General features: G+C 69.7%; 17 protein-coding genes. 8 read left to right on the forward strand and 9 right to left on the reverse strand.

What is annotated here, in order from left to right:
• Positions 1-50: 50 nt before the first annotated feature.
• On the reverse strand, positions 51-1,322 hold the full coding sequence (gene ahcY, locus MJ797_RS06710; RefSeq protein ID WP_239308145.1) for an adenosylhomocysteinase: 1,272 nt from the start codon (positions 1,320-1,322) through the stop codon (positions 51-53).
• Positions 1,323-1,468: 146 nt separating this feature from the next.
• Between ahcY and MJ797_RS06715 the strand changes: the two genes are divergently transcribed.
• The gene (locus MJ797_RS06715) at positions 1,469-1,888 is read left to right on the forward strand and encodes a MerR family transcriptional regulator (RefSeq protein WP_239332865.1); all 420 of its coding nucleotides are present in this window, start codon (positions 1,469-1,471) and stop codon (positions 1,886-1,888) included.
• Between the two features lie 133 nt (positions 1,889-2,021).
• Here the strand turns inward: MJ797_RS06715 and MJ797_RS06720 are convergent, their stop codons facing one another.
• A complete protein-coding gene (locus MJ797_RS06720; RefSeq protein WP_239332867.1) occupies positions 2,022-3,239 on the reverse strand; it encodes a cytochrome P450 in 1,218 nt (405 codons plus the stop codon).
• A 106-nt stretch (positions 3,240-3,345) separates the two neighbouring features.
• Here MJ797_RS06720 and MJ797_RS06725 point away from each other — a divergent pair, with 106 nt between their 5' ends.
• Entirely contained in the window at positions 3,346-4,494 is a 1,149-nt protein-coding gene (locus MJ797_RS06725) for a TetR/AcrR family transcriptional regulator (protein WP_239332869.1), read from the forward strand.
• A gap of 802 nt (positions 4,495-5,296) precedes the next feature.
• Complete coding sequence (locus MJ797_RS06730) at positions 5,297-7,753, forward strand: transglycosylase domain-containing protein (RefSeq protein WP_239332871.1); 2,457 nt, start codon at positions 5,297-5,299, stop codon at positions 7,751-7,753.
• A 41-nt stretch (positions 7,754-7,794) separates the two neighbouring features.
• Here MJ797_RS06730 and MJ797_RS06735 read toward each other — a convergent pair whose 3' ends face one another.
• The 4 genes from MJ797_RS06735 to MJ797_RS06750 all read right to left on the reverse strand — a co-directional run bounded on the left by MJ797_RS06735 (position 7,795) and on the right by MJ797_RS06750 (position 11,277).
• On the reverse strand, positions 7,795-9,021 hold the full coding sequence (locus MJ797_RS06735; protein ID WP_239332873.1) for an SIS domain-containing protein: 1,227 nt from the start codon (positions 9,019-9,021) through the stop codon (positions 7,795-7,797).
• Positions 9,022-9,107: 86 nt separating this feature from the next.
• Complete coding sequence (locus MJ797_RS06740) at positions 9,108-9,350, reverse strand: Trm112 family protein (RefSeq protein WP_239332875.1); 243 nt, start codon at positions 9,348-9,350, stop codon at positions 9,108-9,110.
• Entirely contained in the window at positions 9,347-10,711 is a 1,365-nt protein-coding gene (locus tag MJ797_RS06745) for a phosphomannomutase/phosphoglucomutase (RefSeq protein ID WP_239332903.1), read from the reverse strand. Before MJ797_RS06745 ends, MJ797_RS06740 begins: the two co-directional genes overlap by 4 nt.
• 218 nt (positions 10,712-10,929) lie before the next feature.
• Entirely contained in the window at positions 10,930-11,277 is a 348-nt protein-coding gene (locus MJ797_RS06750) for a DUF3499 domain-containing protein (protein WP_239332877.1), read from the reverse strand.
• 161 nt (positions 11,278-11,438) lie between these two features.
• Here MJ797_RS06750 and MJ797_RS06755 point away from each other — a divergent pair, with 161 nt between their 5' ends.
• Together MJ797_RS06755 and manA are read left to right on the forward strand one after the other, a co-directional pair.
• Positions 11,439-12,005, forward strand: coding sequence for a metallopeptidase family protein (locus tag MJ797_RS06755; protein ID WP_239332879.1), 567 nt, complete (start codon positions 11,439-11,441; stop codon positions 12,003-12,005).
• Between the two features lie 268 nt (positions 12,006-12,273).
• The gene (manA, locus tag MJ797_RS06760; protein ID WP_239332881.1) at positions 12,274-13,479 is read left to right on the forward strand and encodes a mannose-6-phosphate isomerase, class I; all 1,206 of its coding nucleotides are present in this window, start codon (positions 12,274-12,276) and stop codon (positions 13,477-13,479) included.
• Between the two features lie 373 nt (positions 13,480-13,852).
• Here the strand turns inward: manA and MJ797_RS06765 are convergent, their stop codons facing one another.
• From MJ797_RS06765 to MJ797_RS06775, 3 genes are all read right to left on the reverse strand, one after another.
• Complete coding sequence (locus tag MJ797_RS06765; RefSeq protein WP_239308173.1) at positions 13,853-14,092, reverse strand: WhiB family transcriptional regulator; 240 nt, start codon at positions 14,090-14,092, stop codon at positions 13,853-13,855.
• An 862-nt stretch (positions 14,093-14,954) separates the two neighbouring features.
• On the reverse strand, positions 14,955-17,636 hold the full coding sequence (locus MJ797_RS06770; protein ID WP_239332883.1) for a bifunctional FO biosynthesis protein CofGH: 2,682 nt from the start codon (positions 17,634-17,636) through the stop codon (positions 14,955-14,957).
• Positions 17,637-17,869: 233 nt separating this feature from the next.
• The gene (locus MJ797_RS06775) at positions 17,870-18,148 is read right to left on the reverse strand and encodes a hypothetical protein (protein WP_239332885.1); all 279 of its coding nucleotides are present in this window, start codon (positions 18,146-18,148) and stop codon (positions 17,870-17,872) included.
• 441 nt (positions 18,149-18,589) lie between these two features.
• Here MJ797_RS06775 and MJ797_RS06780 point away from each other — a divergent pair, with 441 nt between their 5' ends.
• The 3 genes from MJ797_RS06780 to MJ797_RS06790 all read left to right on the forward strand — a co-directional run bounded on the left by MJ797_RS06780 (position 18,590) and on the right by MJ797_RS06790 (position 21,598).
• On the forward strand, positions 18,590-19,165 hold the full coding sequence (locus tag MJ797_RS06780; RefSeq protein ID WP_239332887.1) for a TetR/AcrR family transcriptional regulator: 576 nt from the start codon (positions 18,590-18,592) through the stop codon (positions 19,163-19,165).
• A gap of 113 nt (positions 19,166-19,278) precedes the next feature.
• Positions 19,279-20,292, forward strand: coding sequence for a 2-phospho-L-lactate transferase (cofD, locus tag MJ797_RS06785; protein WP_239332889.1), 1,014 nt, complete (start codon positions 19,279-19,281; stop codon positions 20,290-20,292).
• Positions 20,285-21,598, forward strand: coding sequence for a coenzyme F420-0:L-glutamate ligase (locus MJ797_RS06790; protein ID WP_239332891.1), 1,314 nt, complete (start codon positions 20,285-20,287; stop codon positions 21,596-21,598). Before cofD ends, MJ797_RS06790 begins: the two co-directional genes overlap by 8 nt.
• The last annotated feature ends 292 nt before the right edge of the window (positions 21,599-21,890 follow it).

Below are 21,890 nucleotides of genomic sequence, written 5' to 3' on the forward strand. Positions count from 1 at the left end.
CGCGAGGCGCCGGCAGACCCTGGATGAACGTCCAGCGCCGACCACGAAGGTCAGGAACCGTGCTCCCAGGAGTTGAGGTAGGTCTCCTGGGCCGGGGTGAGGACGTCGATCGTGAGGCCCATCGTGGCGAGCTTGAGCCGCGCGACTTCCTTGTCGATCTCAACCGGGACATCGTGGATCCCCGGGGCGAGGGATTGCCAGTTCCTGGTCAGCCATTCCGCGGTCAACGCCTGGTCCGCGAAGGACATGTCCATGACCGCGGCCGGATGTCCCTCGGCTGCTCCCAGGTTCACCAAGCGCCCCTCGGCGAGCAGGAGCAGGCGACGGCCATCGGCCAGGACGTACTCGTCGGTCTGGTGACGCACCCGGCGCGGGCCCGCGACCGCCAGGTCGGACAGGGCCGTGATGTCAATCTCGATGTCGAAGTGCCCCGAATTCGCGAAGATCGCCCCGTCCTTCATGGCCTCGAAATGCTCGCGGCGCAGGACGTCACGATTACCGGTGACGGTGATGAACACATCTCCGATGGCGGCGGCCTCGATCATCGGCAGGACGCGGAAGCCGTCCATGGCCGCGTCCAGCGCCTTGGTCGGATCGATCTCGGTGACGATCACGTTCGCGCCCATGCCCTTGGCGCGCGAGGACACACCGCGGCCGCAGTACCCATAGCCGGCAACCACGACGGTCTTGCCCGCAAGCAACGTGTTGGTGGCACGGAAGATCGCGTCCAGTGTTGACTGGCCGGTGCCGTACCGGTTGTCGAACATGTGCTTGGTGTCGGTGTCGTTGACCGCCACCATCGGGAAGCGCAGCGCGCCGTCCTTGGTCATCTGCCGCAGCCGGATAACCCCCGTGGTCGTCTCCTCGCACCCGCCGCGCACACCCGCGAGCAGCTCGGTTCGGGTGGTGTGCAAGGTGTTGACCAGGTCACAGCCGTCGTCGAAGACATAGTGCGGAGCGCCGTCGAGCGCGGCGTTGATATGCGCGTAGTAGCCGTCGCGGTCAACACCGTTACGGGCGAAGGTAGGAATACCGTACTCGGCGACCAGCGCGGCGGCGGTGTCGTCCTGTGTGGACAACGGGTTCGACGCGCACAGGGCGAGCTGGGCGCCACCAGCCGCGAGCGCCCGCATGAGGTTGGCCGTCTCGGTCGTCACATGCATACAGGCCGCGATCTTTGCACCTTGGAACGGCTGTTCGACAGCGAACCGGTCGCGAATCTGCCGGAGTACCGGCATGGCCCGGTCCGCCCACTCGATTCGGGTTTTGCCCTGCTGGGCCAAGGCGAGATCGGCTATGTCGTTCTTGGGCAGGTCCGCCATTGGGGTTCTCCTGTCAACGGTGCTGCGGGCGTCAGGCAACGGGGAGCACACAAACGGTGATCGAACGTCGACCAGCAGCCTTCCGGTCACCCGCCCGCCCTGTCAAGTAAGCTGACTTTTTCTTGTCAAGATAACCGGCGGTAATCATGACCATACCAAAAGCGCTGGACGCCCCACGCATACTCGACACAATCCGGACTCGCGTGCGCCTGCGCCCCGGCGAGCGCCTGCCGATCACACGTGCGGCCGGCGTTCTTGAGACGACCGCGCGGATGCTGCGATACCGGGAGTCCCTGGGGCTGCTTGCGCCCTCGCGCTCCAGCGGCGGCCACCGCGAGTACGGCGAGCGCGACCTCGCCGCCGCCGCCTACGCGGACGAGCTGGAGCGGCATTACGGCGTCGGCCCACGCGACCTGGCCTTCGCCCTGCGCGTCCTCGCCGATCCAGCGGTGGCCGCCGACGTACACCGACTGGGCCAGCTCGTCCACCGGCTCGCCTCCACGCCGGTCGAAGCCCTCGACTTCGACGCGCAAAAGGCGCGCCGCCTACTGCGGATCTCCCGTTGATCCATGCCCCTGTCGCCGGAGGCCCCGGAAGGCCCCCGCCAGACCGTGTCGCGTATACGGCACGGGCCGAGGTCGGACCGGGCGTCATAGCCTTGGCTGGGCCAGACCGCGAAGGCATCAGGCTTGGCCCGCGTCAGAGGGTCACGGGCAGCGTGGCCAGGCGCCAGGTGCCCGGGTCGGGAACGCGGCGAATCTGGTGTGGGGCGGCGGCGAGCGTAAGGTTGGGAAATCGGCGCAGTAACGCGGTGAGCGCGACTTCGGTCTGGACCCGGGCCAGCGATGCCCCGAGACAGAAGTGCGGCCCGTGCGCGAATCCGAGGTGCGCCGTCGGGCCTACGGCCCGGCTGATGTCGAGCCGGTCCGGGTCGGCGAACGCACGCGGGTCACGGTTGGCAGCCACGATCGCGGCCGTGACGGGTTCGCCTTCGCCGACCATCACGCCACCGATCTCGATGCGCTCCCGCGAAAAACGCGGGATGCTCAGCAGCTGAGGACCGCACCAGCGCGTCAGTTCCTCGACCGCACCCGGCATGAGGCTGACGTCGCCGCGAAGCGCGCGCCATTGCTCGGGGTGGGTGAAAAGGGCCTCCACAGCGTTGGCGATCAGGTTCGTCGGTGTCTGTCCCGCGAGGACCAGATGCCAAACCAGAGTAACCATCTCGGTGTCGCTGAGCCGGTCCCCGCCGTCGGCCTGGGTGCGGATCAGATCTGTGAGTAGGTCGTCGCCGGGCTCGGCCCGACGGCGTGCGACGGCTGCCTTCGCGCCAGCCATGATGCCAGGTATCGCCTCGGTGAACTGTTGGCCGAAGCCTGCCGCGACGGCCGCGCCATACTCCCGCCATTGCGGCCGGTCAGGCTGGGGAATCCCGACCAGTCCGCAGATTATCTCGATGGGTAGCGGCCGGGCGAAGTGCGCCAGCAGATCTACCGAGCCGTCTTCAGCGTGGCCGGGTAGATCGTCGAGCAAGCCCTCAACGATCCGTTCAACCCGTGGACGGAACTCGGCGGCACGCCGCGCGGTGAACGCAGGCGACACGAGCCGGCGCAGCCGTAGGTGCTCGGGGCCGTCCATTTCCTGCATCGTCCGCATATAGGCGACGCAATCGTCGGGTACGTCGGGTCGCAGGTAGCTGGCAGCGCTGAGCTCGAACCGCGGATCGGCCAGCATCGCCCTGGTCTCCTCGTGGCGCAGCACCGCCCACATCGGCCCGAAACCGGGTGCCAGCAGCCGCGCCAACGGCGAACGCTCCCGGACTCGCCCATAGGCGGCAAAGGGGTCGTGCAGCACCGCCGGGTCTGCCAAATCTATCTCCGGAACACCCTCGACCCAGTCCTGCTGACTGTTGGGCACAACACCTCCACCATTTCGAATGGCCCTATCAGATGCTCTCATCATTTGAATGGCTATCGTATCTTAGGAGGTCCGGGTGGGCGGCGGCGCCCAGACGAGGAGGGTGATGAGCCGGCTGACCAGGGCCCAGATGCAGCAGCGCACCCGCGCCACAGTGCTCGCGGCCGCCCGCGACGAGTTCATCGAACGCGGCTTCCGCAACGCTAAGATCGATGCCATCGCGGAACGTGCCGGGCTTACCCGCGGTGGGGTCTACTCCAACTTCCCCGGCAAGCGGGCTCTCTATTTCGCGGTCCTGGCCGAGGACGCCGAACGTGCGCCACAGCCAGCACATCCGGAGTCGGCAAGTACAGTCTCCGAAGCGTTGGCAGCGTTCGCCCGCGCCTGGATTGCCAGGCTCCCACTCGCTACCGACCCACCGCACGGCCCGACCCGACTCGGCGCGGACCTCCTGCCCGAAGTCCTGGCCGATGAACAGACCCGCCGCCCCTTCGCGCAGCTAATGAAGCTCAACGCAATCTTGCTTGGGCTCGCGCTGGAGCAGCTACCGTCGCCCAAAACAACCAACCGGCTGATAGGCGTAGCCGAGGCCGTCCTGACGACCCTGCACGGCGCGAGCCAACTGGCCGCCGCCGCACCAGGTTTCCTCGAGCCCTTCACCATCGTGCGCGCCTGCGAGCAGCTCGCGGCCCTTGACCTGCCCGACGCCTGGCCGCCCGCGCACCTCCCACACATCACCCCGGCACGACCCACCGACGAACCGTGGTCCCCGCCGCCCGCCCTGGACGCAATCCGCGGCACGCCTGCGCATCTGACCGACGACGGCGTAGTCGCGATCCTCGGACTCCACCGGCTCGCCGCCGCCGAGGAAGCCGTACGCGCCGCACCACCCGCAGCCAACGTCACCGCCGTCCTCGTCACCGGCGCCCCCGACGAACTCGCTCCCCTAGCCCGGCTAACGATCGCAGACCTACGCGCCTGCCTACGCCGCGCCTTCCTGCCCTCAGCATGGCCCCGGCTACAGATCGTGTTCGACGAGCACGCCATCATCCATTCGGCTGCCGGCATGCCCGCCATCAGCGACGCCACCGAAACCGCCGTCCACATCCGTGCCGGCCGGATCATCGCCCGCGCCGAAGGCTACGGCGCCTGCCACGCAGCAGCCTCGATCAATCACCCGACACCAACCAGCGAACACGGAAGGTTGTCTCGCCCTGCGACTTCGCCGACCTCGACCTGCTCGGGAACACTCTGATGGCGTTCGCCGCCCGCTACAACATCACTGTCATGCCGTTCACGTAGAAGTACACCGCCGCTGACCTCGAGCGGCAACTCGCCCGGATCCTGCAACCGGACGCAGCAGTCAGCACCTCGATCCTTCGCCAAGGCCGCTTGACCGCCCCCGAAGGCCTTCCAGCGCCGACCACTAGGCCCCGGAAGGCCCCCGAGGTCAGATGGGCGGCGTGAGCGGACGGTAGCCGGTGGTCACGCAGTCCGGGCAGGCCGTCGTCGATCTGAGCTGGCACGGCTCGCCACTCAGCCTGGCCACCTGAAGCAGCGTCACACACCCAAGGCCCTCACAGGTCGGACACAACATGTTGACCTCGCGGGTGACCGACTCGGGCCGGTCGCCCGCGGCTGGTTCAGCGCTCACCTGGCCCGCCCGCCGAAATTACCGATATCGTTAGTATTGTCCGCCTCCACGCCGGCACACAGTGGGCCGGCATACAGTGGTCCCGTGGCCACGGGACCACTGTATGGAACGCGGTTGCACGGAGCACGGTAAGCACAATCCGGATATGTGGGACCTTCCCCGCCGGCCTGGCAGGACGTGGGCTCGCCCATGCCGCCGCGCATGCACACGCACATCTCCGGGGTACGGCAAGGCGACCATTCACATCCGGTTGACTACTCCGCGTACAACATGACGGCGCCGGGCACAACGTAGCCCCATGCGGGAGCGGGCAAGCGCGCCGGGTACAGCTCCGCCACGGGGGTCGGTCAGAATCTCCCCGTGGGCCGAAGCTCACTGAATCATGGAAGGTGACGTTACCGCCGTGCAGAGAGACTCCGCGTTCCGCGCACGAGCGCAGCGTCGCGCATCGGATGCCGCCGCTGTCGCGGCGGGTTCTGACAGACCGGACGACGGCCTGGCGAACGACAGCGGCCTGGCGAGCGCGGCCGGTACCGCCGGCTCCGCTACCGCCGGCGGAAACGGGCAGCCGCCGACGGGCATGGACGCCAGCGCGCCCGCAGCCGATGACGGCGACGTGGTGACCGGCGGGGATGGCGGCGGCAACGGTGGTGGCCGGCGGGGCAAGCGGGGCCGGCTCAGCCGGATCGGGCTGGTCGTCACCGCCGCGGGCATCGGCCTCGCACTGCTGTTCCTGCCCATGATCAGCGCGGTCGGCCTGTTCGCCAAGGCATCGGCCGACCATTACCTGAGCCTGCCCGCCGAGCTGGTCACGCCACCGCTGCCCCAGATTTCCACCATCCTCGCCGCGGACGGCAGTGTCATCGCGACCCTGCGCGGCCAGGAGAACCGCACTGTGGTCGACGGCAAGGCCATTCCAACGGTCATGCGGCAGGCCATCGTCTCCATCGAGGACGCGCGTTTCTACACCCACGGCGGGGTTGACGTGAAGGGAGTCGTCCGGGCTGCGCTGCGCAACAGCGCGGCAGGCGACGTCCAACAGGGCGCGTCAACACTGGCGCAGCAATATGTCAAGAACGTGCTGCTCCAGAACGCGCGCACCAAGCAACAGCGCGAGGACGCCGCCGGGACATCCCTCCAGCGCAAGCTCCAGGAGGCCCGGTACGCCGTCGCCCTGGAGAACAGCCTCACCAAGGACGAGATCCTCGAGCGCTACCTCAACATCGCCTACTTCGGCAACGGCAACTACGGCGTCGGTACCGCCGCCCAGAACTACTTCCATGTACGTATCACCGATCTGACGCTCCCCCAAGCGGCGCTGTTGGCCGGGCTCGTGCAGAGCCCGTCCCTGTACGACCCGGTGAACCATCCCGATGCCGCCAGGGTGCGCCGGGACGTCGTCCTGGACCGGATGGCCGAACTCGGTTACATCGACTCGGCCACCGCGGATGCGGCGAAGGCCACCCCGGTCACGGTGGTGCGTGCCGCCGCGGCCGCGGCGCAGGACTCGTGCGAGACGTCGACCGCGCCCTTCTTCTGCGATTTCGTGCGCACCCAGCTGCTGGCCGATCCCGCGCTCGGCGCGACCGAGGCCGAGCGTGCCCGGCGGGTCCACGAAGGCGGGCTGGTCATCAGGACCACCCTGCAGCCCAAGATCCAGTCTGCGGTCCAGGACACGGTCAATGCCGTCATAGCGCCGAGCAACCCGGTGTCAGCCACCGAGGTGGTGATCGAACCGGGCACCGGCAACGTCCTGGCGATGGCGGTGAACCGGGCCTTCGGCTCCAACGCCGCGGCCAACCAGACCAAGGAACCGCTGCCGACCACGGCGGTGTTCCAACCCGGCTCCACGTTCAAGACCTTCGCGCTCGCCGCCGCGCTGGAGGCGGGGTACGGGCTCAACACCCAGTTCTATTCGCCCGCATGCTACGTCTCCAAGCGGTTCCCTCGGGGGGATCCGCGCGGCGGCGGTGACTGTCCCACCGGCTTCGCCAACGCCGAGCCGGAGGAAAGCGGCATCTACGACATGTCGAAGGCGACCTGGGACTCGGTGAACACCTACTACATCCAGCTCGCGGAGAAAATCTCCGTACCGGCCATCGTCAGCATGGCGACCCGGCTCGGGATCCCGGCTTCCTACCTGAAGGAAGTCTCCCCCGCAAAGGGGGAGATAGCCATTGGCTCCGAGCGTGTCACACCGCTGGACATGGCCGACGCCTATGCCACGCTCGCCGCCCACGGCGTCCACTGTGACCCGCGTTATGTCCTGTCGGCCACCGACTCCAGCCAGCAGAACGTGGACATTGCCCCCGCACCCAGCTGCCAGCGGGCGGTGTCCGCCGGTGTCGCCGACACGGTGACGAGCGTCCTCACCGGAGTGATCACGCAGGGCACGGGGTACCCGAACGCGGCGGCGATCGGGCGGCCAGCCGCCGGCAAGACCGGCACCACGGACAACTACTCGGCTGCGTGGTTCGTCGGCTACACCCCGCAGATAGCCGCCTCCGTCGCTGTCGGCAATCCCAAGGGGGCGCAGGGGAACCCCCTCAAAGGAGTCGTCGCCGACGGCCGGACATGGCCCCGGGTGTTCGGCGGGGATCTTCCAGCGATCATCTGGGGCCGCTCGCTGCGCCAAGCGCTCACCGGCGTGCCGGCAATGCCGATGTCGAAGGCCGATCCGACGGTGGCCCAGGGAACCAAGGGCGGCCTGCTCTCCACTCCCCCGCCGCAACCGGCACCCGCACCCACGACGGCTGGGCCGCTGCCGGGTGTCACGATAGCCCAGCCCGGAGCCACCACACCGTCGTTGGGCGCCATCCTGCCGACAGCCCCGCCAGCCACAGCGGCCCGGTCCCGCTAACGCGGACGAACTGACGCGCGAGCCGGCCCGCCAGCCCGGCGTCAGTTCGGTGCCGGGCGGACGTCGAGATCGCGGGCCGCGGCGACCGGGGTGGGGTCAAGGCCGAGGACAAGGGCGAGGTAGACACCGGCGTAGTCGAACAGGCCGACCAGGGACGCCAGCCGTTCCAGCCGGCTCGCCCCCTGCGCGGTCAGCTCGGTGACCGCTATCCCACGCTCGGCGGCGGCGGCGATCGCGGCATCGGCCTGCCGGGTGACCGCCGGATGCTCCTCGGTCTGGTCACGCAGCAGCACAAGGCGGAGCCGCACCTGCTCCGTCTCCGCCACCCGGTCGCGGAAGAAATCTTCAAGATCTTCGACCACGCCACCACCGATGGTGGCACCAGCGGCACCGCCCCCGGTGGCGCGGACTCCGAACGCGCCGTCCAGGACGCCCGCCTGGGCGCCCGCGTCCGCTGGCAGCGTGCCGAGCAACGCGGGATAACCAGCGTCGGCAGCCAGCTGATCGGCTGCGCGACGGGCCGCGGCGGCGGCCAGCGGGGTGGTCGCCCACAGCAACGGCAACGAACCGGCAAGCGCGAGCGCCAGCTCCTTGGCGGGGCTGACGAACGTCTCGCTGGTGGGTCGACAGCGCACGGCCAGCTCCTCCAGCCGCTCCGCCGCGGCCTCGATCGCGCCCGGTCCCTCGGCCTCAGCGGGGACGAGGCCGAGAGCACGCGCGGCAGCCACCGCGGGGACCAGCAGCGCCCAGAAACTCGCGCGGGTGGGCCTGGCATCCACCACCGGAACGGGAACGAACAGCGCCCGCGCCCGGCCGGCCAGCGCGGCCAGCGGTGAATCGGGCGCGCCCACGACGACCGCCCGGCAACCGCGACGATCAGCCTCCCGCAAGGCGGCCAGCGTCCGCGCATCGCGTCCCGAGGCCGACATCGCGAACACGACGTCGGCGACGCCCACCCACCCGGGCAGGCTGTAGCCGTTGTCCCCGAACACCGGGACCGGGCACCGCGGCCCCGCCACAGCGGCCAAGGCCGCACCGAGCGCCTCCGAACCAGCGGCCCCGGCAACGAACACGGCACGTGGGCGGCCGTCGGCGGCGAGTGAACCGAGCCTGGCCTCTCCGGCCAGCGCCGCGGACTCCCTGACCTGGCGAGCCGATGACGCCACATGCAGCAACATTCCGGCCGGATCGGCCGCCGTCAGCCGAGCGACGTCATCCAGAATGGCCTCGTCCACGATCGCCCCCAGCGCCCGTCCCAGTTCCCACACGTGCCGCCCGCCCTCCCCGCAGCTACCCGAAGGAGCATCCTGACAGGTGCCCGTGGACCGACGGAGGCAGCCAGGCCTGTTCGGGTTCAGGGGGAGCTGGGAACCCCACCCGGCACGTCCGTGGCCGGCACATCTCCGGCCGGCACGTCCCCGCCAAAGGGGACGGCCTCATCGAGCAGCATCACCGGGATCTCGTCGCGGACCGGGAAAGCCAGACCGCACGAGGTACAGACCAGGACGGGCTCACCGGCGAGCGTCTCCGCGCGTAGTGGGGCATGGGCCGGGCACGGACAGGCGAGAATCTCCAGCAGGAGTGGATCGAGACTCAACGGTCGGTCTCCCTTCCGGGACGGATGCGGGTGAGGACCTCGTCCCGCACCCGGGACATCGTGACATGGTCGGGGGCCTCCACGTTCAGGCGCAGCAGCGGCTCGGTGTTGGACGGACGAAGGTTGAACCAGACACCGCCCCCGAGAGAGACGGTCAGCCCGTCGAGATGGTCGATACCGGTCGCGAGGCCCACATACGCCTTCTCGATCTCGGCCATGGTAACTCCGGCGTCCGCGACCACCGAGTTGATCTCACCGGAGAGCGCGTACGGGGCATAGCCCTCAAGAAGGCGCGACAGCGGCTGGTCCTGCTCGCCGAGCGCGGCCAGGACGTGCATCGCGGCGAGCATCCCGGAGTCGGCCCGCCAGAAATCCCGGAAGTAGAAGTGACCGGAGTGCTCGCCGCCGAAGACCGCGCCGGTGCGGGCCATCTCGGCCTTGATGAACGAATGACCGACACGGGTGCGCAGCGGGACGCCACCAAGCCCGGAGACGAGCTCGGGCACGGCATTACTGACGATCACGTTGTGGATGATCGTGGCACCCGGTTCCCGGGCGAGTTCCCGCTCAGCGACCAGCGCGGTGATGGTGGACGGTGAGACGCCCTCGGCGCGCTCGTCGACGACGAAACAGCGGTCCGCGTCGCCGTCGAAAGCGAGCCCGATGTCAGCGCCGGTGGCGCGGACCGCGGCCTGTAGGTCACGCAGGTTCGCTGGCTCGATCGGGTTGGCCTCGTGATTGGGAAACGACCCGTCCAGCTCGAAGTACAGCGGGTGGACCGTCAACGGCAGGCCGTCGAACACGGCCGGGACGGTGAGGCCGCCCATACCGTTACCCGCGTCCACCACGAGCCGCAGGGGCCGGATCGCGGACAGGTCGACCAGGGTACGCAGGTGCTCGGCGTAGGCCGCCAGCAGATCCCGGTGCGTGATCGCGCCACGCGGCCCGGTGAACGCCGGGACCCCCGCCTCGACCAGCGCCCGGATGTCACCGAGACCACTGTCCACCCCGATCGGAGCCGCACCGGCCCGGCACAGCTTGATGCCGTTGTATGTGGCCGGGTTGTGGGAGGCGGTGAACATCGCTCCCGGGATGTCCAGCGAACCGGCGGCGAAATAGAGCAGGTCGGTCGAGCCAAGCCCGATCATGATGACGTCCGCGCCCTGGCCCGCGGCACCGTCGGCGAACGCCTCCGACAACGGGACCGACGAGCCGCGCATGTCACGCGCGACAACGACCCGCGGGGCCGCGAGCACACGCACGAACGCGGCTCCAACCGCGCGAGCGACGTCCGCGTCCAGCTCCGACGGCACAATCCCCCGCACATCATATGCCTTGAAGATCCGCGATAGATCGCGCACCCCTCCGCCCTTCCCCCGGTTGACCGGCAGGTACGCGATCATCACTCCGCTCGCGCGCCCGCGGCACAAGGAACGCTGGCCAACACTGGCACTGGTACCAACGCCGATGACCCTACCGACGCCGGGTCCACTCCGGCTGAACTGGCCAAGATGCGCGGCGAGCCGTCAGGACGGCCCGCCCCAGCGGATATGCCCGCCAGACGGGCGCTGAGGCGGCCTCAGCTCGGTCGGGGCAGCACCCGCAGATGACCGCGTCGACCTGCGGGTGTGGACGGATCGGGCGGATCTTCGCGGCCTGTTGGTCGGCTCACCTCACGAACCGCGTCCGCGAGCGCCTCAAGATCATCAGAGGCTGCACTGTGCCTGGGCTCACCCTCGATCCGCACGACCGCCCAACCAAGTGGCACAGTGAGGCGGTCGGCATGCGTTCCACACAGGTCGTAGGAATGCGGCTCGACGTATGGGGAGAGTGGCCCGAGGACGGCCGTCGACTCGGCGTAGGCGTACGTGAGCGTGGCGACCGCGGCCGCTGAACATGCCGAGCGGGAGCAGCGCCGAGGCTTCACGTTCCGGACGGTAGCCCCCGGAACGGGCGACGGCCACCACCACCCGCCGTGTCGCAGCCAGCCGCGGAGCCATGGTAAGCAGTCAACGACGCTCCGTACCTGCCAGCTGAACCGACGGACACACCTGGATACGTCAGAGTAACCGAGGGGAAATTCACCCGATGGATCCGGAGGGCGTCGGTACGGTTGCCACTCGCGAGCCGTACGCTCACGCCATGGCGGACAACGCCTCTCCCGGCGCCTCCTGGGGAACCCCCGGGCCGGACTTCCCGGCCGCTCAGCCTCCTGTCCCGATATCGCGTCGCCGGGACCGGCGCGGGCGCGGTCTGCGCGGTGCGCTCCTCCCACCGGAGGTCCCCGCCTACCGCAGCCGTGGGGAACGCTTCGACGATCTCGTCCTCGATGCCGTGGAGCACCTCGAGCACCGCTGGTCCGCCGAACTGTCGGACGTCGAGTTCGCGGTCGAGGACGTTCCGCCCCTGCCCGCTGTCCTCGGCCCGGACGAACCCGTGCCGCTGGCGCACCATCAGCCGCCCGCCGGCCGGGGACGCTCCGCGACGCCGCACCGGATCATCATCTATCGCCGGCCGCTGGAAGCCCGCGCGATGGACACCGACGACCTCGCCGAACTTATCCTGGACGTTCTCATTCACAAGGTCGCGGACATGCTCGGCGTGGAACCGGAGGTCATCGACCCAGAAGGCCACGGCTGGCACGAAGACGAATAAGAGCGTGTCTGAGATCGGGCTTTCGATCAGTGAGCCGCGTCCAGGCGCCCCCTGGCAAGGCGGAAGGCCGAAGCGATACCGGATGAGTTGTATCGGTGTGGCCGACAACGCAGCCAGGACACCCACAGGCACCACACCTTCCGCTCGCTCGGGCCTTGCGCCAGCCGGCTGAGCAGCCGCGCGGCCGTGCCCGCATGCCCTCCGGAGCGCATGCCCTGAGCAGCGCGCAAGCGTCCTGAGCAGTTCACCAGAAGGAGGACGGACAACAGTGACCGCCGGAACGCCCGACCGGATTCTGCGGTTGTTCGGGCAGGTGCGCACTTACGACTGGGGCTCGCCCAGCGCCATCTACGACCTGCTCGGTGAGACGCCCACCGGCGAACCAGCCGCGGAGCTGTGGCTTGGCACCCATCCAGGCGCCCCGTCCGAGGTCGAGACCGCCAACGGGCGGCGGCCAGCCGCCGATGTCGTCGGCCCGTTGCCTTTCCTGCTGAAGGTCCTCGCCGCGGAGAAGGCTCTCTCGTTGCAGGTCCACCCGGACACGACACGGGCGCAGGCCGGCTTTGACGACGAGGAACGGTCCGGCGTACCGCGCGATGCCGCCCAGCGGCGGTACCGGGACCGCAATCACAAACCCGAGCTGATCGTCGCGCTCACGCCCTTTCGCGCGCTGGCCGGCGTCCGTGACCCGCTGCGGACACTCGCCGTTGTGCATGGCCTGGGTTATCCGCCGCTCGAGGCCGCGTTCGCGCCGCTCAGGCGGGATCCGGCCACGGGTGCCGCGACGGTCCTGCGCACGCTGCTGACGATGCCCGCCGACCAGGCACACGGTTTTGCCCGCGGTCTGGCCGAGGCGGCCGCGATGCTCGAACCACCGGCGGCACCGGCGGTGACGTCCGCCGCCGACCTGGTGCGCCAGCTTGCCGCGACGCACCCCGGCGATGTGGGAATCGCCGCGGCGCTGCTGCTCAACGACATATCACTGCGGCCTGGCGAGGCGCTGTTCCAGCCCGCACGCCTGCTGCACGCCTATGTCCACGGCGTCGGCATCGAGATCATGGCCACATCGGACAACGTGCTGCGCGGCGGCCTGACGCCGAAACACATCGACGTCGACGAGCTGCTGGATGTCCTTGACCCCACGCCGGCCCCGGCCCCGGTGCTCATCCCCCGGACAACGCTGGCGGCGACTGGGATCACCATGCGTACCTGGGATGTTCCTGTTGACGACTTCCTGCTGGCTGAGGCGATCTGCGACCTGCCGGCCGGTGCCCCACCAGGCGGTGCCGGCGTGACGGTCACGCGTCCGGCCATCCTGCTGGTCACCGACGGCACCGTCGAGGTAGGCGGCACGGGCACGGGCACCATCAGGCTTCACCGCGGCCAGGCGGCCCTGCTCGCCCCGGGATCATCGGAGTCGACACAGCTCAGGCTCACCGGTGTGGGTCGGGTGTTCCTCGCCTCACCTGGATAAGAGCGCCCGAGGACAGGGCGTTCGATCAGCGAGCGGCTCATCCGCGCCCGGTCCGGCAAAGCGGCGGAGAAAGGCGCCCTGGCGGTGGGCGCCGACTGAGGACAACGCGGCCGGGCGGGATGCGGGGAGCCACGAGCCGGACAGTCCTATCCTCGGGCGCTCCAACGCGCGTCGCCCCGCGTCCGGCCCGGTCAACGCTGACGCCGACCGTGCCGAGCCGGCCGGGGCCGCCAGCCGAGCCGCAGCCACCGGGATCCGCCGGCTGGCGCCGTGCCCATCCGCGAGGCCCTCGGCTGGTGACGTGCCCGTTTGGACACGATCGGGCGTTCACCGTGCGGTGAACGCCTGCCTGCCGGCCTTCCCCTCGCGACGGTCAGACCGCCCGGCGGCGCAGCCTGCGCCGTTCACGCTCGGACATGCCGCCCCAGATCCCGAATCGCTCGTCCTTGTCGAGCGCGTACTCCAGGCACTCGCTCCTGACCTCGCAACCCGAGCAGATGCGCTTGGCCTCGCGGGTCGAGCCGCCCTTCTCCGGAAAGAACGCCTCTGGATCGGTCTGGGCGCACAGCGCACGCTCCTGCCACTCCGGTGGGTCGGCGAGGATGTCGTCCATATCGAGTTCGATGACGTTGGCCGAATCATGATCGTAATGTTCGGTGGCTGTCTCATCGGGATGCGCCGATCCGGCGGGCTCACCGTCGGAGCCAGCATCAAGATCAAATTTGACGGTAACCAGCTCTCCGCCACCGTGGTGGCCGGGGTCAGGCTGCCTCGGCCATCGGTCAACGGCCATCCCGGCGGACAGCGCGGCGCGGGGTCGGTGCGTTTCAGCGAGAACGATGCGGACGCCCGCGTCGGTGCGTTCCATGTGGACTCCTCCAGACCCGTCGCGGTGCGGTCGGCCACCCCCCGGGCGCCGGCGCGCAGGTGACTGGTGTCCACACCGGCCGGGCGAGTGCTTTATCGCACTTTCCCCACCGGCGGGGGAAATGACACGCCGGTAATTACACGCGCCGAACTCAGCGACGTCAACCCCACCAGCGCAACATCTTCTACAACCAGCGATCAGACAATAGCTCACGGTAGCAAGATGCCGTTACAGAGGGTCCCCCTTCGCCGCCCTGAGCAACACACGTCAACCCCTCGCGCCCCCCGACCAGGCCATCTTACCGTCCGAAATTGCATGAGTCCGTCATGAATTGTCCTGCTCATGACATCTCCTCTCATCCACCTGACATCCGTGGACACTGTGCTTCCGAGACGTCGACGGCACGCTGGGACAACCAGCGCTCACAACCGGCATCAACGGCCGTGGCGGCACGCGGGCGTCGATCGCGATGGGGACCCGGCCCGAGGCCACAACCCGGCCGGCATCCAGAACGCGGGCCCCGGGCGGATGACGATCCTTGGGGACCATTGTCCGGCCGGGCAGACGATCACATCACCGGGACGGCGAGGTCGGGACCGAGGACCCGTCAGGAGATGATCGGAAGGACCCTGCGCGCACCGCCGACAGACCCGGCCGCGGCATCCGGGCGGGCCGCGGCGAACCGCTCCGCGCCGACGGTTCCGTAGGTCGTGGTGCGCTGGCGGGCGGGCCGGCCCGCGCCGGCCGCCATGGCCTCCAGCTCGGCGACGGATCGGGCTGACCCGTGCTGGGAGCCCGCCATGCGGCTGATGGTCTCCTCCATGAGGGTCCCACCGACATCGTTGACACCACCGCGAAGGACCTGATGGCAGCCGTCCACGCCGAGTTTCACCCACGAGCACTGGATGTTGTCGATCGCGCCGTGCAGCAACAGCCGGGCCATCGCGTGTACCGCCCGGTTCTCCTCAACGGTGGGGCCGGGCCGGGCCACGCCAGCCAGATAGATCGGTGAGCTGTGATGGACGAACGGCAGCGCCACGAACTCGGTGAACCCTCCGGTACGCTCCTGGATACGCCGCAGCAGCCGCAGATGGGCCAGCCAGTGGGCCGGCGTGTCGACATGCCCGTACATCATCGTGGCGGACGACGGCAGACCGATCTCGTGCGCGGTTGTGATGATCTCCACCCAGCTCGCGGCCGGCAGTTTGCCCTTGGTCAGCACCCATCGCACGTCATCATCGAGGATCTCCGCGGCCGTCCCGGGAATCGAGTCGACACCGGCCTCACGAGCGGCGGTCAGCCAGTCACGGATGGACAGACCTGTCCGGGTGACGCCGTTGACGACCTCCATCGGCGAGTAGGCATGCAGGTGGACGGCTGGCACCCGACTTTTGATCTCGCGTGCCAGCTCGAAGTACGCGCTCCCGGGCAGGTCCGGGTGTATGCCGCCCTGCATGCAGATCTCGGTCGCGCCGGCCGCCCACGCCTGTTCGGCACGGGCGGCGACCTCCTGCCGGGAGAGGGTGTAGGCGTCGGCGTCGTTGCGCCGCTGCGCGAACGCGCAGAACCGGCATCCCGTATAGCAGACATTCGTGAAATTGATATTCCGGTTGACGACGTAGGTGACGTCGTCCCCGACCGTGTCCCGGCGCAGGTCGTCCGCGAGCCGGCAGAGCTCCGCCAGGGCCGTGCCGGCCGCGCCGAACAACACGAGTGCGTCCGCGTCGCTGATCCCCGCCGGGTCCCGGGTGGCGTGGCGCAGCGCGGCCCGCTCCGCGTCGTCGAGGCGCGTCGGCGGCACCCCCGCACGCGCACGCGCCCCCGTGCCGACGACTCCGTCAGCACCTGTACCGGCCGCGCTGACCTGCTCACGCAGGGCGTCCCAGTCGCCGTACACGGAGGCGAAGTCCGCTCGGCGGTCGGCCTGGCGGCCGGTGACGTCAATCGCGGCGTGCAGATCGACCCGGCCGCTGTTCGCGAGGCCACCGTCGGGCTCCTGCCATGGCCGCCCCACCGCGGTGGCCGCGGAACGCAGCAGGCCGTCCGGAGCGGCCAGGGCGTCGACGTGGGATCGCAGCCGCGGGTCCAGCCACGGTTCGTCGAGATAGGGCGGATAGACGGTCAGCCTCGGCCGCAGCGTGAAGCCCGCCGCCCGCGTGAGCGCGGCCAGCGTCTCCACCGCCGGCCAGGGGCGTTCGGGGTTGACGTGGTCCGGGGTGACCGGGGACACCCCACCCCAGTCGTCGATGCCCGCGGCAAGCAGAAGCGCGCATTCGTCGGCATCGACCAGGTTCGGCGGCGCCTGCAACCGGACTGACGGCCCGAGAACGAGCCGGGCGACCGCGACCGCGGCCGCCAGCTCCTGCGCGCCGACGTCCGGCTCGCCACCCATCGCCGTGTCGTCCTTGGCCCGGAAGTTCTGCACGATCACTTCCTGGACACCGCCGTAACGCCGCGCCACCTCCCGGATCGCGAACAGGGTCTCGGCCCGTTCCAACCGGGTCTCGCCGATCCCCAGCAGCAGGCCGGTGGTGAACGGGACAGCCAGGCGACCGGCGTCCTCCAACACCCGCAACCGGCGCGCCGGCTCCTTGTCGGGCGAGCCGTAGTGCGGGCCGCCTGGCTCAGACCACAGCCTGGCCGCGGTCGTCTCCAGCATCATCCCCATGGACGGGGCGACCGGCTTGAGCCGGGCCAGCTCCTCCCACGACAGGACGCCCGGGTTCAGATGCGGCAGCAGCCCGGTCTCCTCCAGAACGGCGATGGCCGCCGCCCGCAGATACCCGGTGGTCGAGTCGTAGCCGTGCGAATCCAGCCACTCGCGCGCGGTGGGCCAGCGATCCTCCGGGCGGTCCCCCAGGGTGAACAACGCCTCCGCGCATCCTGCCGCCGCGCCCTGGCGGGCGATGTCGACGACCTCGTCGAGATTCAGATAGGGCGCGGGCAACCGCCGCGGGACGGTCGCGAAGGTGCAGTAATGGCACCTGTCCCGGCACAGCCTGGTCAGCGGGATGAACACCTTCGGCGAATAGGTGATCGTGTCCGGCCGGCCGGCCGAGCGCAGTCCGGCGGTACGGACCCGCGCGGCCGACCCGGACAGATCGGCAAGATCGTCTCCACGGGCGGCCATCAGGACAGCCGCCTCCACCGCATCGAGGAGCGCGCCGTCACGGGCCCGCCGCAGCGCGCGCCGTAGTGCCGCGGCACCGGGCGCCACCGGTACAGCGGTCGGTACCGGCCGCGCGCCGATGCCGACCGAACCGTCGGCGGGCTTCCCTGCTCTCGTCATCCGCTCCCCCGAACCCCAATGGTCATCTAGCAATCAGCATCGCCAGGAGCGTCCACCGGCCCACGATGGCGGCGGCGTTGCCGATACCGGTACCTCCCCGGTAGAGGCACCGCGCGCCCGCCGGCCCACGCCCCAGAGCGCGCTCCTTCTCCGCCGCACGAGCCAGCCGCCGGGATCACCGCCCGACGATCGGCGATCGAACGCCCTGCCTCGGTCGCCGCCAGGTCAGCCGATCATCCCGACCGGCCTGGACACGACGGACTGACGCTGCGGAACCGGCCAACGACACCGAGGGTGTGGTATATCCGGCAGCGGGCCGCGAGCTGGTCGCAGCGCTCTGCGGTGGCGTCGCGCTGTGTCGGCGAACGACCTGCCCACTGACGCAGCTGAGACCGCCGGGCAGCCTCCACCTGCGGGTGGCGCGCGCCAGCCAGGGCCCGGGCCAGTGTGGCGGTGAGGGCGTCGAGAGTGTGCCTCATCGCGATCGGCGGCCTCTTCGTGATCTCAGGCATGGACCGTCCTTCCGCTGTTCCAGCGCTGGATGCGGGATGTTCGCAGCCGCGGCGGGCACCAGGCCGGACGTGCAGGTCGCCTGGCAGACCACCCACTGCTCCAGTGCGCTGATCCGTTACACGGCTCGGCGCATGCCATCAGTCTCACCACGCTCTCGAAGCAAAATCAAGAGATAGAACTTAAAAAGATCATCAGCCGCTTTCGGTGAAAGCAGCTGATGAACATTCCGATTCGGGATCGCGCACCCGACGCATCCAGCGTCGATCCACAGCCGCGGGCCAAGGCCGTCCGATGGCATCCATCGGACACCTCGAGGCGGGGCCTGATGGCCCACTGGCAGCGCGGAAAAATATGATCATGCTGGCTTCAGCCCCGGTCAATGTGACCGGACGGCCCGCCTTCCCGCGACCCGCGGGACTCCGGGCCGTTAAACTGATCAGGTGCCGCGTAACCGCCAGGAGGTTCCGCGCGAGGAGCGGATTGACGCGCTGCTGGCCGTCGCTGAACAGCAGTTCCTCGCCCGGGGCTTCGCCGCCACATCCATTGCCGAAATCGCGCGGGCCGCGGGCATCGAGCCAGGGTCCGTCTACTGGTACTTCCGATCAAAAGATCATGCGTTCGCCGCGGTTCTCAACCGGCTCCTCGACGGTGAGATCGACCGGATCGACACGTTCGCTGGTGATCCGGCCCAGAAGTTGTTCGCCGCCCTCGACTCGGTCGAACGCCGGCGGTCCCTGCACCCATGTGTGGCCGAGCGAGCACCACACTCACCCACAGTCATGGAGTACCACGAACGCCTGCATGCCTGGCTCCACGACCTGGCCCTGGCGACAGTTGCGGACCGGGTGACCGAGCCTGATCGGGAAATCGCCGCGGACGCGGTCGTGGCCACCATCGAGGGCGGCCTGGCCAACCCGGCTCCCGCACGGCCGACCAGCAGCCTCGTACGCTATCTGCTTGCGTCGTTCACAACCCGCCAGCCGCAGGCGCGGGCGGGCACGGCCCTCTCCCCCTGAGACATCCGACCACGGCGGGTGCCGTCGAGGAAGCTCGTCCCGCCGGGGCTACGGTCAGGAACACCGCGTGGACGGGAGCGACCGGTGACAGGACGGCGGAACGTGGGTATCGGATGAAGATCACAACTCTCGCGGGTGGCATCGGCGGAGCCCGCTTTCTGACCGGCGTGAAGGCCGTGTTGCCGGATGCCGAAATCACGGTGATCGGCAATACCGGTGACGACATCACCCTGCACGGCCTGCGGATCTGTCCTGATCTCGACACCGTCATGTACACGCTCGGCGGCGGTGTCTCCCCCGAGCGTGGCTGGGGCCGCCATGGCGAGACATTCACTGTGGCCGAGGAGCTGGCGGCCTACGGGGTAGGTCCCACCTGGTTCGGGCTCGGCGACCGCGACCTCGCCACGCATATCGTGCGCACCCAGATGCTCGCCGCCGGCTACCCGCTCACCGACGTCACAGCCGCGCTCTGCGACCGGTGGAAACCCGGGGTACGCCTGCTGCCGATGAGCGATGAACGGGTCGAGACGCACGTCGTCGTGATGACCGACGCAGGCCGCCGGGCCGTGCATTTTCAGGAGTGGTGGCTACGGATGCGTGCCGCCACACCAGCCATAGAGATTATTTCGATAGGTGCCGAGACCGCGCGACCCGCACCCGGCGTGCTCGACGCGCTCGCCAACGCCGATGTCGTGCTTCTCCCGCCGTCGAATCCGGTGGTGTCCATCGGGTCGATCCTCGCCGTGCCCGGGGTGCGCGCGGCCCTGGCACAGACGCCCGCTCCAGTCGTGGGCGTGTCGCCGATCATCGGCGGCGCGCCCGTCCGCGGCATGGCGGACGCCTGCCTCACCGCGATCGGTGTGGCGACCAGCGCGGGCGCGGTAGGCACCCACTACGGTGCCCGCCACCACACCGCCCAGCCCGGCACGACCGCTGACGGCACGGCCGTCCGCGACACGGTTACCACGGTTACCCGGGACGGAATTCTCGATAGCTGGCTGGTTGATACCGTCGACACCGGCACCGAGGTGCCCGGAGTCACCGTGCGGGCCCGGCCGCTGCTGATGACCGACGTCGCGGCGACCGCCGAGATCGTGCGCGCGGCCCTGGAACTCGCCGGTGTCTAACACCCTGGAGATCATCGCTATATCGGGCATCGGCGAGGTGCGCACCGGTGACGACCTCGCCGCGCTCATCGTGACCGCGCTGGCCACCGGTGGCCTCCAGCCGCGCGACGGCGATGTCCTCGTCGTCACCTCAAAAATCGTCTCCAAGGCGGAAGGGCGGCTGCTGCGCGTCGACGGCGACCGGGAGGCGGCCCGGCTGGCCGCTGTCGAGGCCGAGACCGTCCGCGAGGTGGCCCGGCGCGGGCCGACCCGAATCGTGGAGACCCGGCACGGGTTCGTCATCGCCAGTGCTGGGGTGGACGCGTCCAACGTGATCAAAAACGAGATAGCCCTGCTGCCGGTCGACGCGGACGCGAGCGCTCGGGCGCTGGCGGCCGGGCTGCGCGACCGCCTGGGCGTACGGGTCGCTGTCATCATCAGCGACACCGCCGGCCGGCCGTGGCGGGCCGGCCTGACCGACCACGCGGTCGGCGTCGCGGGCATGGCCGCGCTGCGCAGCCATATCGGCGATGTCGACCCGTACGGCAACGAACTGGGCATGACCGAGATCGCCGAAGCGGACGAGCTGGCCGCCGCAGCCGACCTGGTCAAGGGGAAACTGACCGGCGTGCCGGTGGCGCTGGTGCGCGGGCTGCGCCCGCTCGCCGACGACGGCCGAGGGGCCCGGGCGCTGGTACGCCCCGCGGCCGAGGACATGTTCCGGCTCGGCACTGCTGAAGCCCAACGGGCGGCGGTCACCGCCCGGCGGACCATCCGGGAGTTCAGCGACCGGCCGGTGGATCCGGCCGCCATCGAGCGTGCCTTCGCGGCGGCGCTGACGGCACCCGCGCCGCACCACACCACACCGTGGCGGTTCGTGGTCGTGACCGAAGCCCGCGACCAGCTGCTCGACGCGATGGCCACGGCGTGGGCAGCGGACCTGGTCGCCGACGGCTTCGGCGAGGCCGCGGTCGCGCGCCGGCTCGCCCGTGGGAACGTGCTGCGCCGGGCACCCGTGCTCGTCGTCCCCTGCCTGGCCGCCGACGGCGCCCACGCCTACCCGGACGGCCGGCGGGCCGCAGCCGAGGAGCGGATGTTCCTGGTCGCGATGGGGGCCGGCGTGCAGAACATGCTGATCTGCCTGGCCGCGGACGGCCTGGGATCATGCTGGGTGTCGAGCACCTTGTTCTGCCCGAAGGTGGTCCGCGCCGTCCTGCGGCTGCCGGATGAGTGGCAGCCCATGGGCGCCGTGGGCATCGGGCATCCGGCGCAGGCACCTGCCGACCGCCCGGCGCGGGATGTCGCGGCCTTCGTCGTCGCCCGGTAGAGCCGTCCGCGGTAGAGGCGTCCCTCGGGGAGGCTCGGACAGCATCCACGCAGAACCAGGCCAAAGCGAGCCTGGTTGTGTCGGCCCTCGTACCCGCCCTTATCACGCCCGGTGACGGATCCCGGCCGGTAGCGGCGCGGGCGCTGACCGGGGGCGGTGCCTGATGGCCGCGGATGGCGCCGCCGTGATGGACGCTCCGGCTGGGGTGCGGCCGGCGGCAGGAAGTGACGTGGCGGTCACCATCATCAGGGCCACCCATCGGCAATACACGCGGAGACGACAAAAGCGGCCA

The sequence above is a fragment of the Protofrankia sp. CiP3 genome, assembly GCF_917627345.1.
Classification (GTDB): Bacteria; Actinomycetota; Actinomycetes; order Frankiales; family Frankiaceae; genus Protofrankia.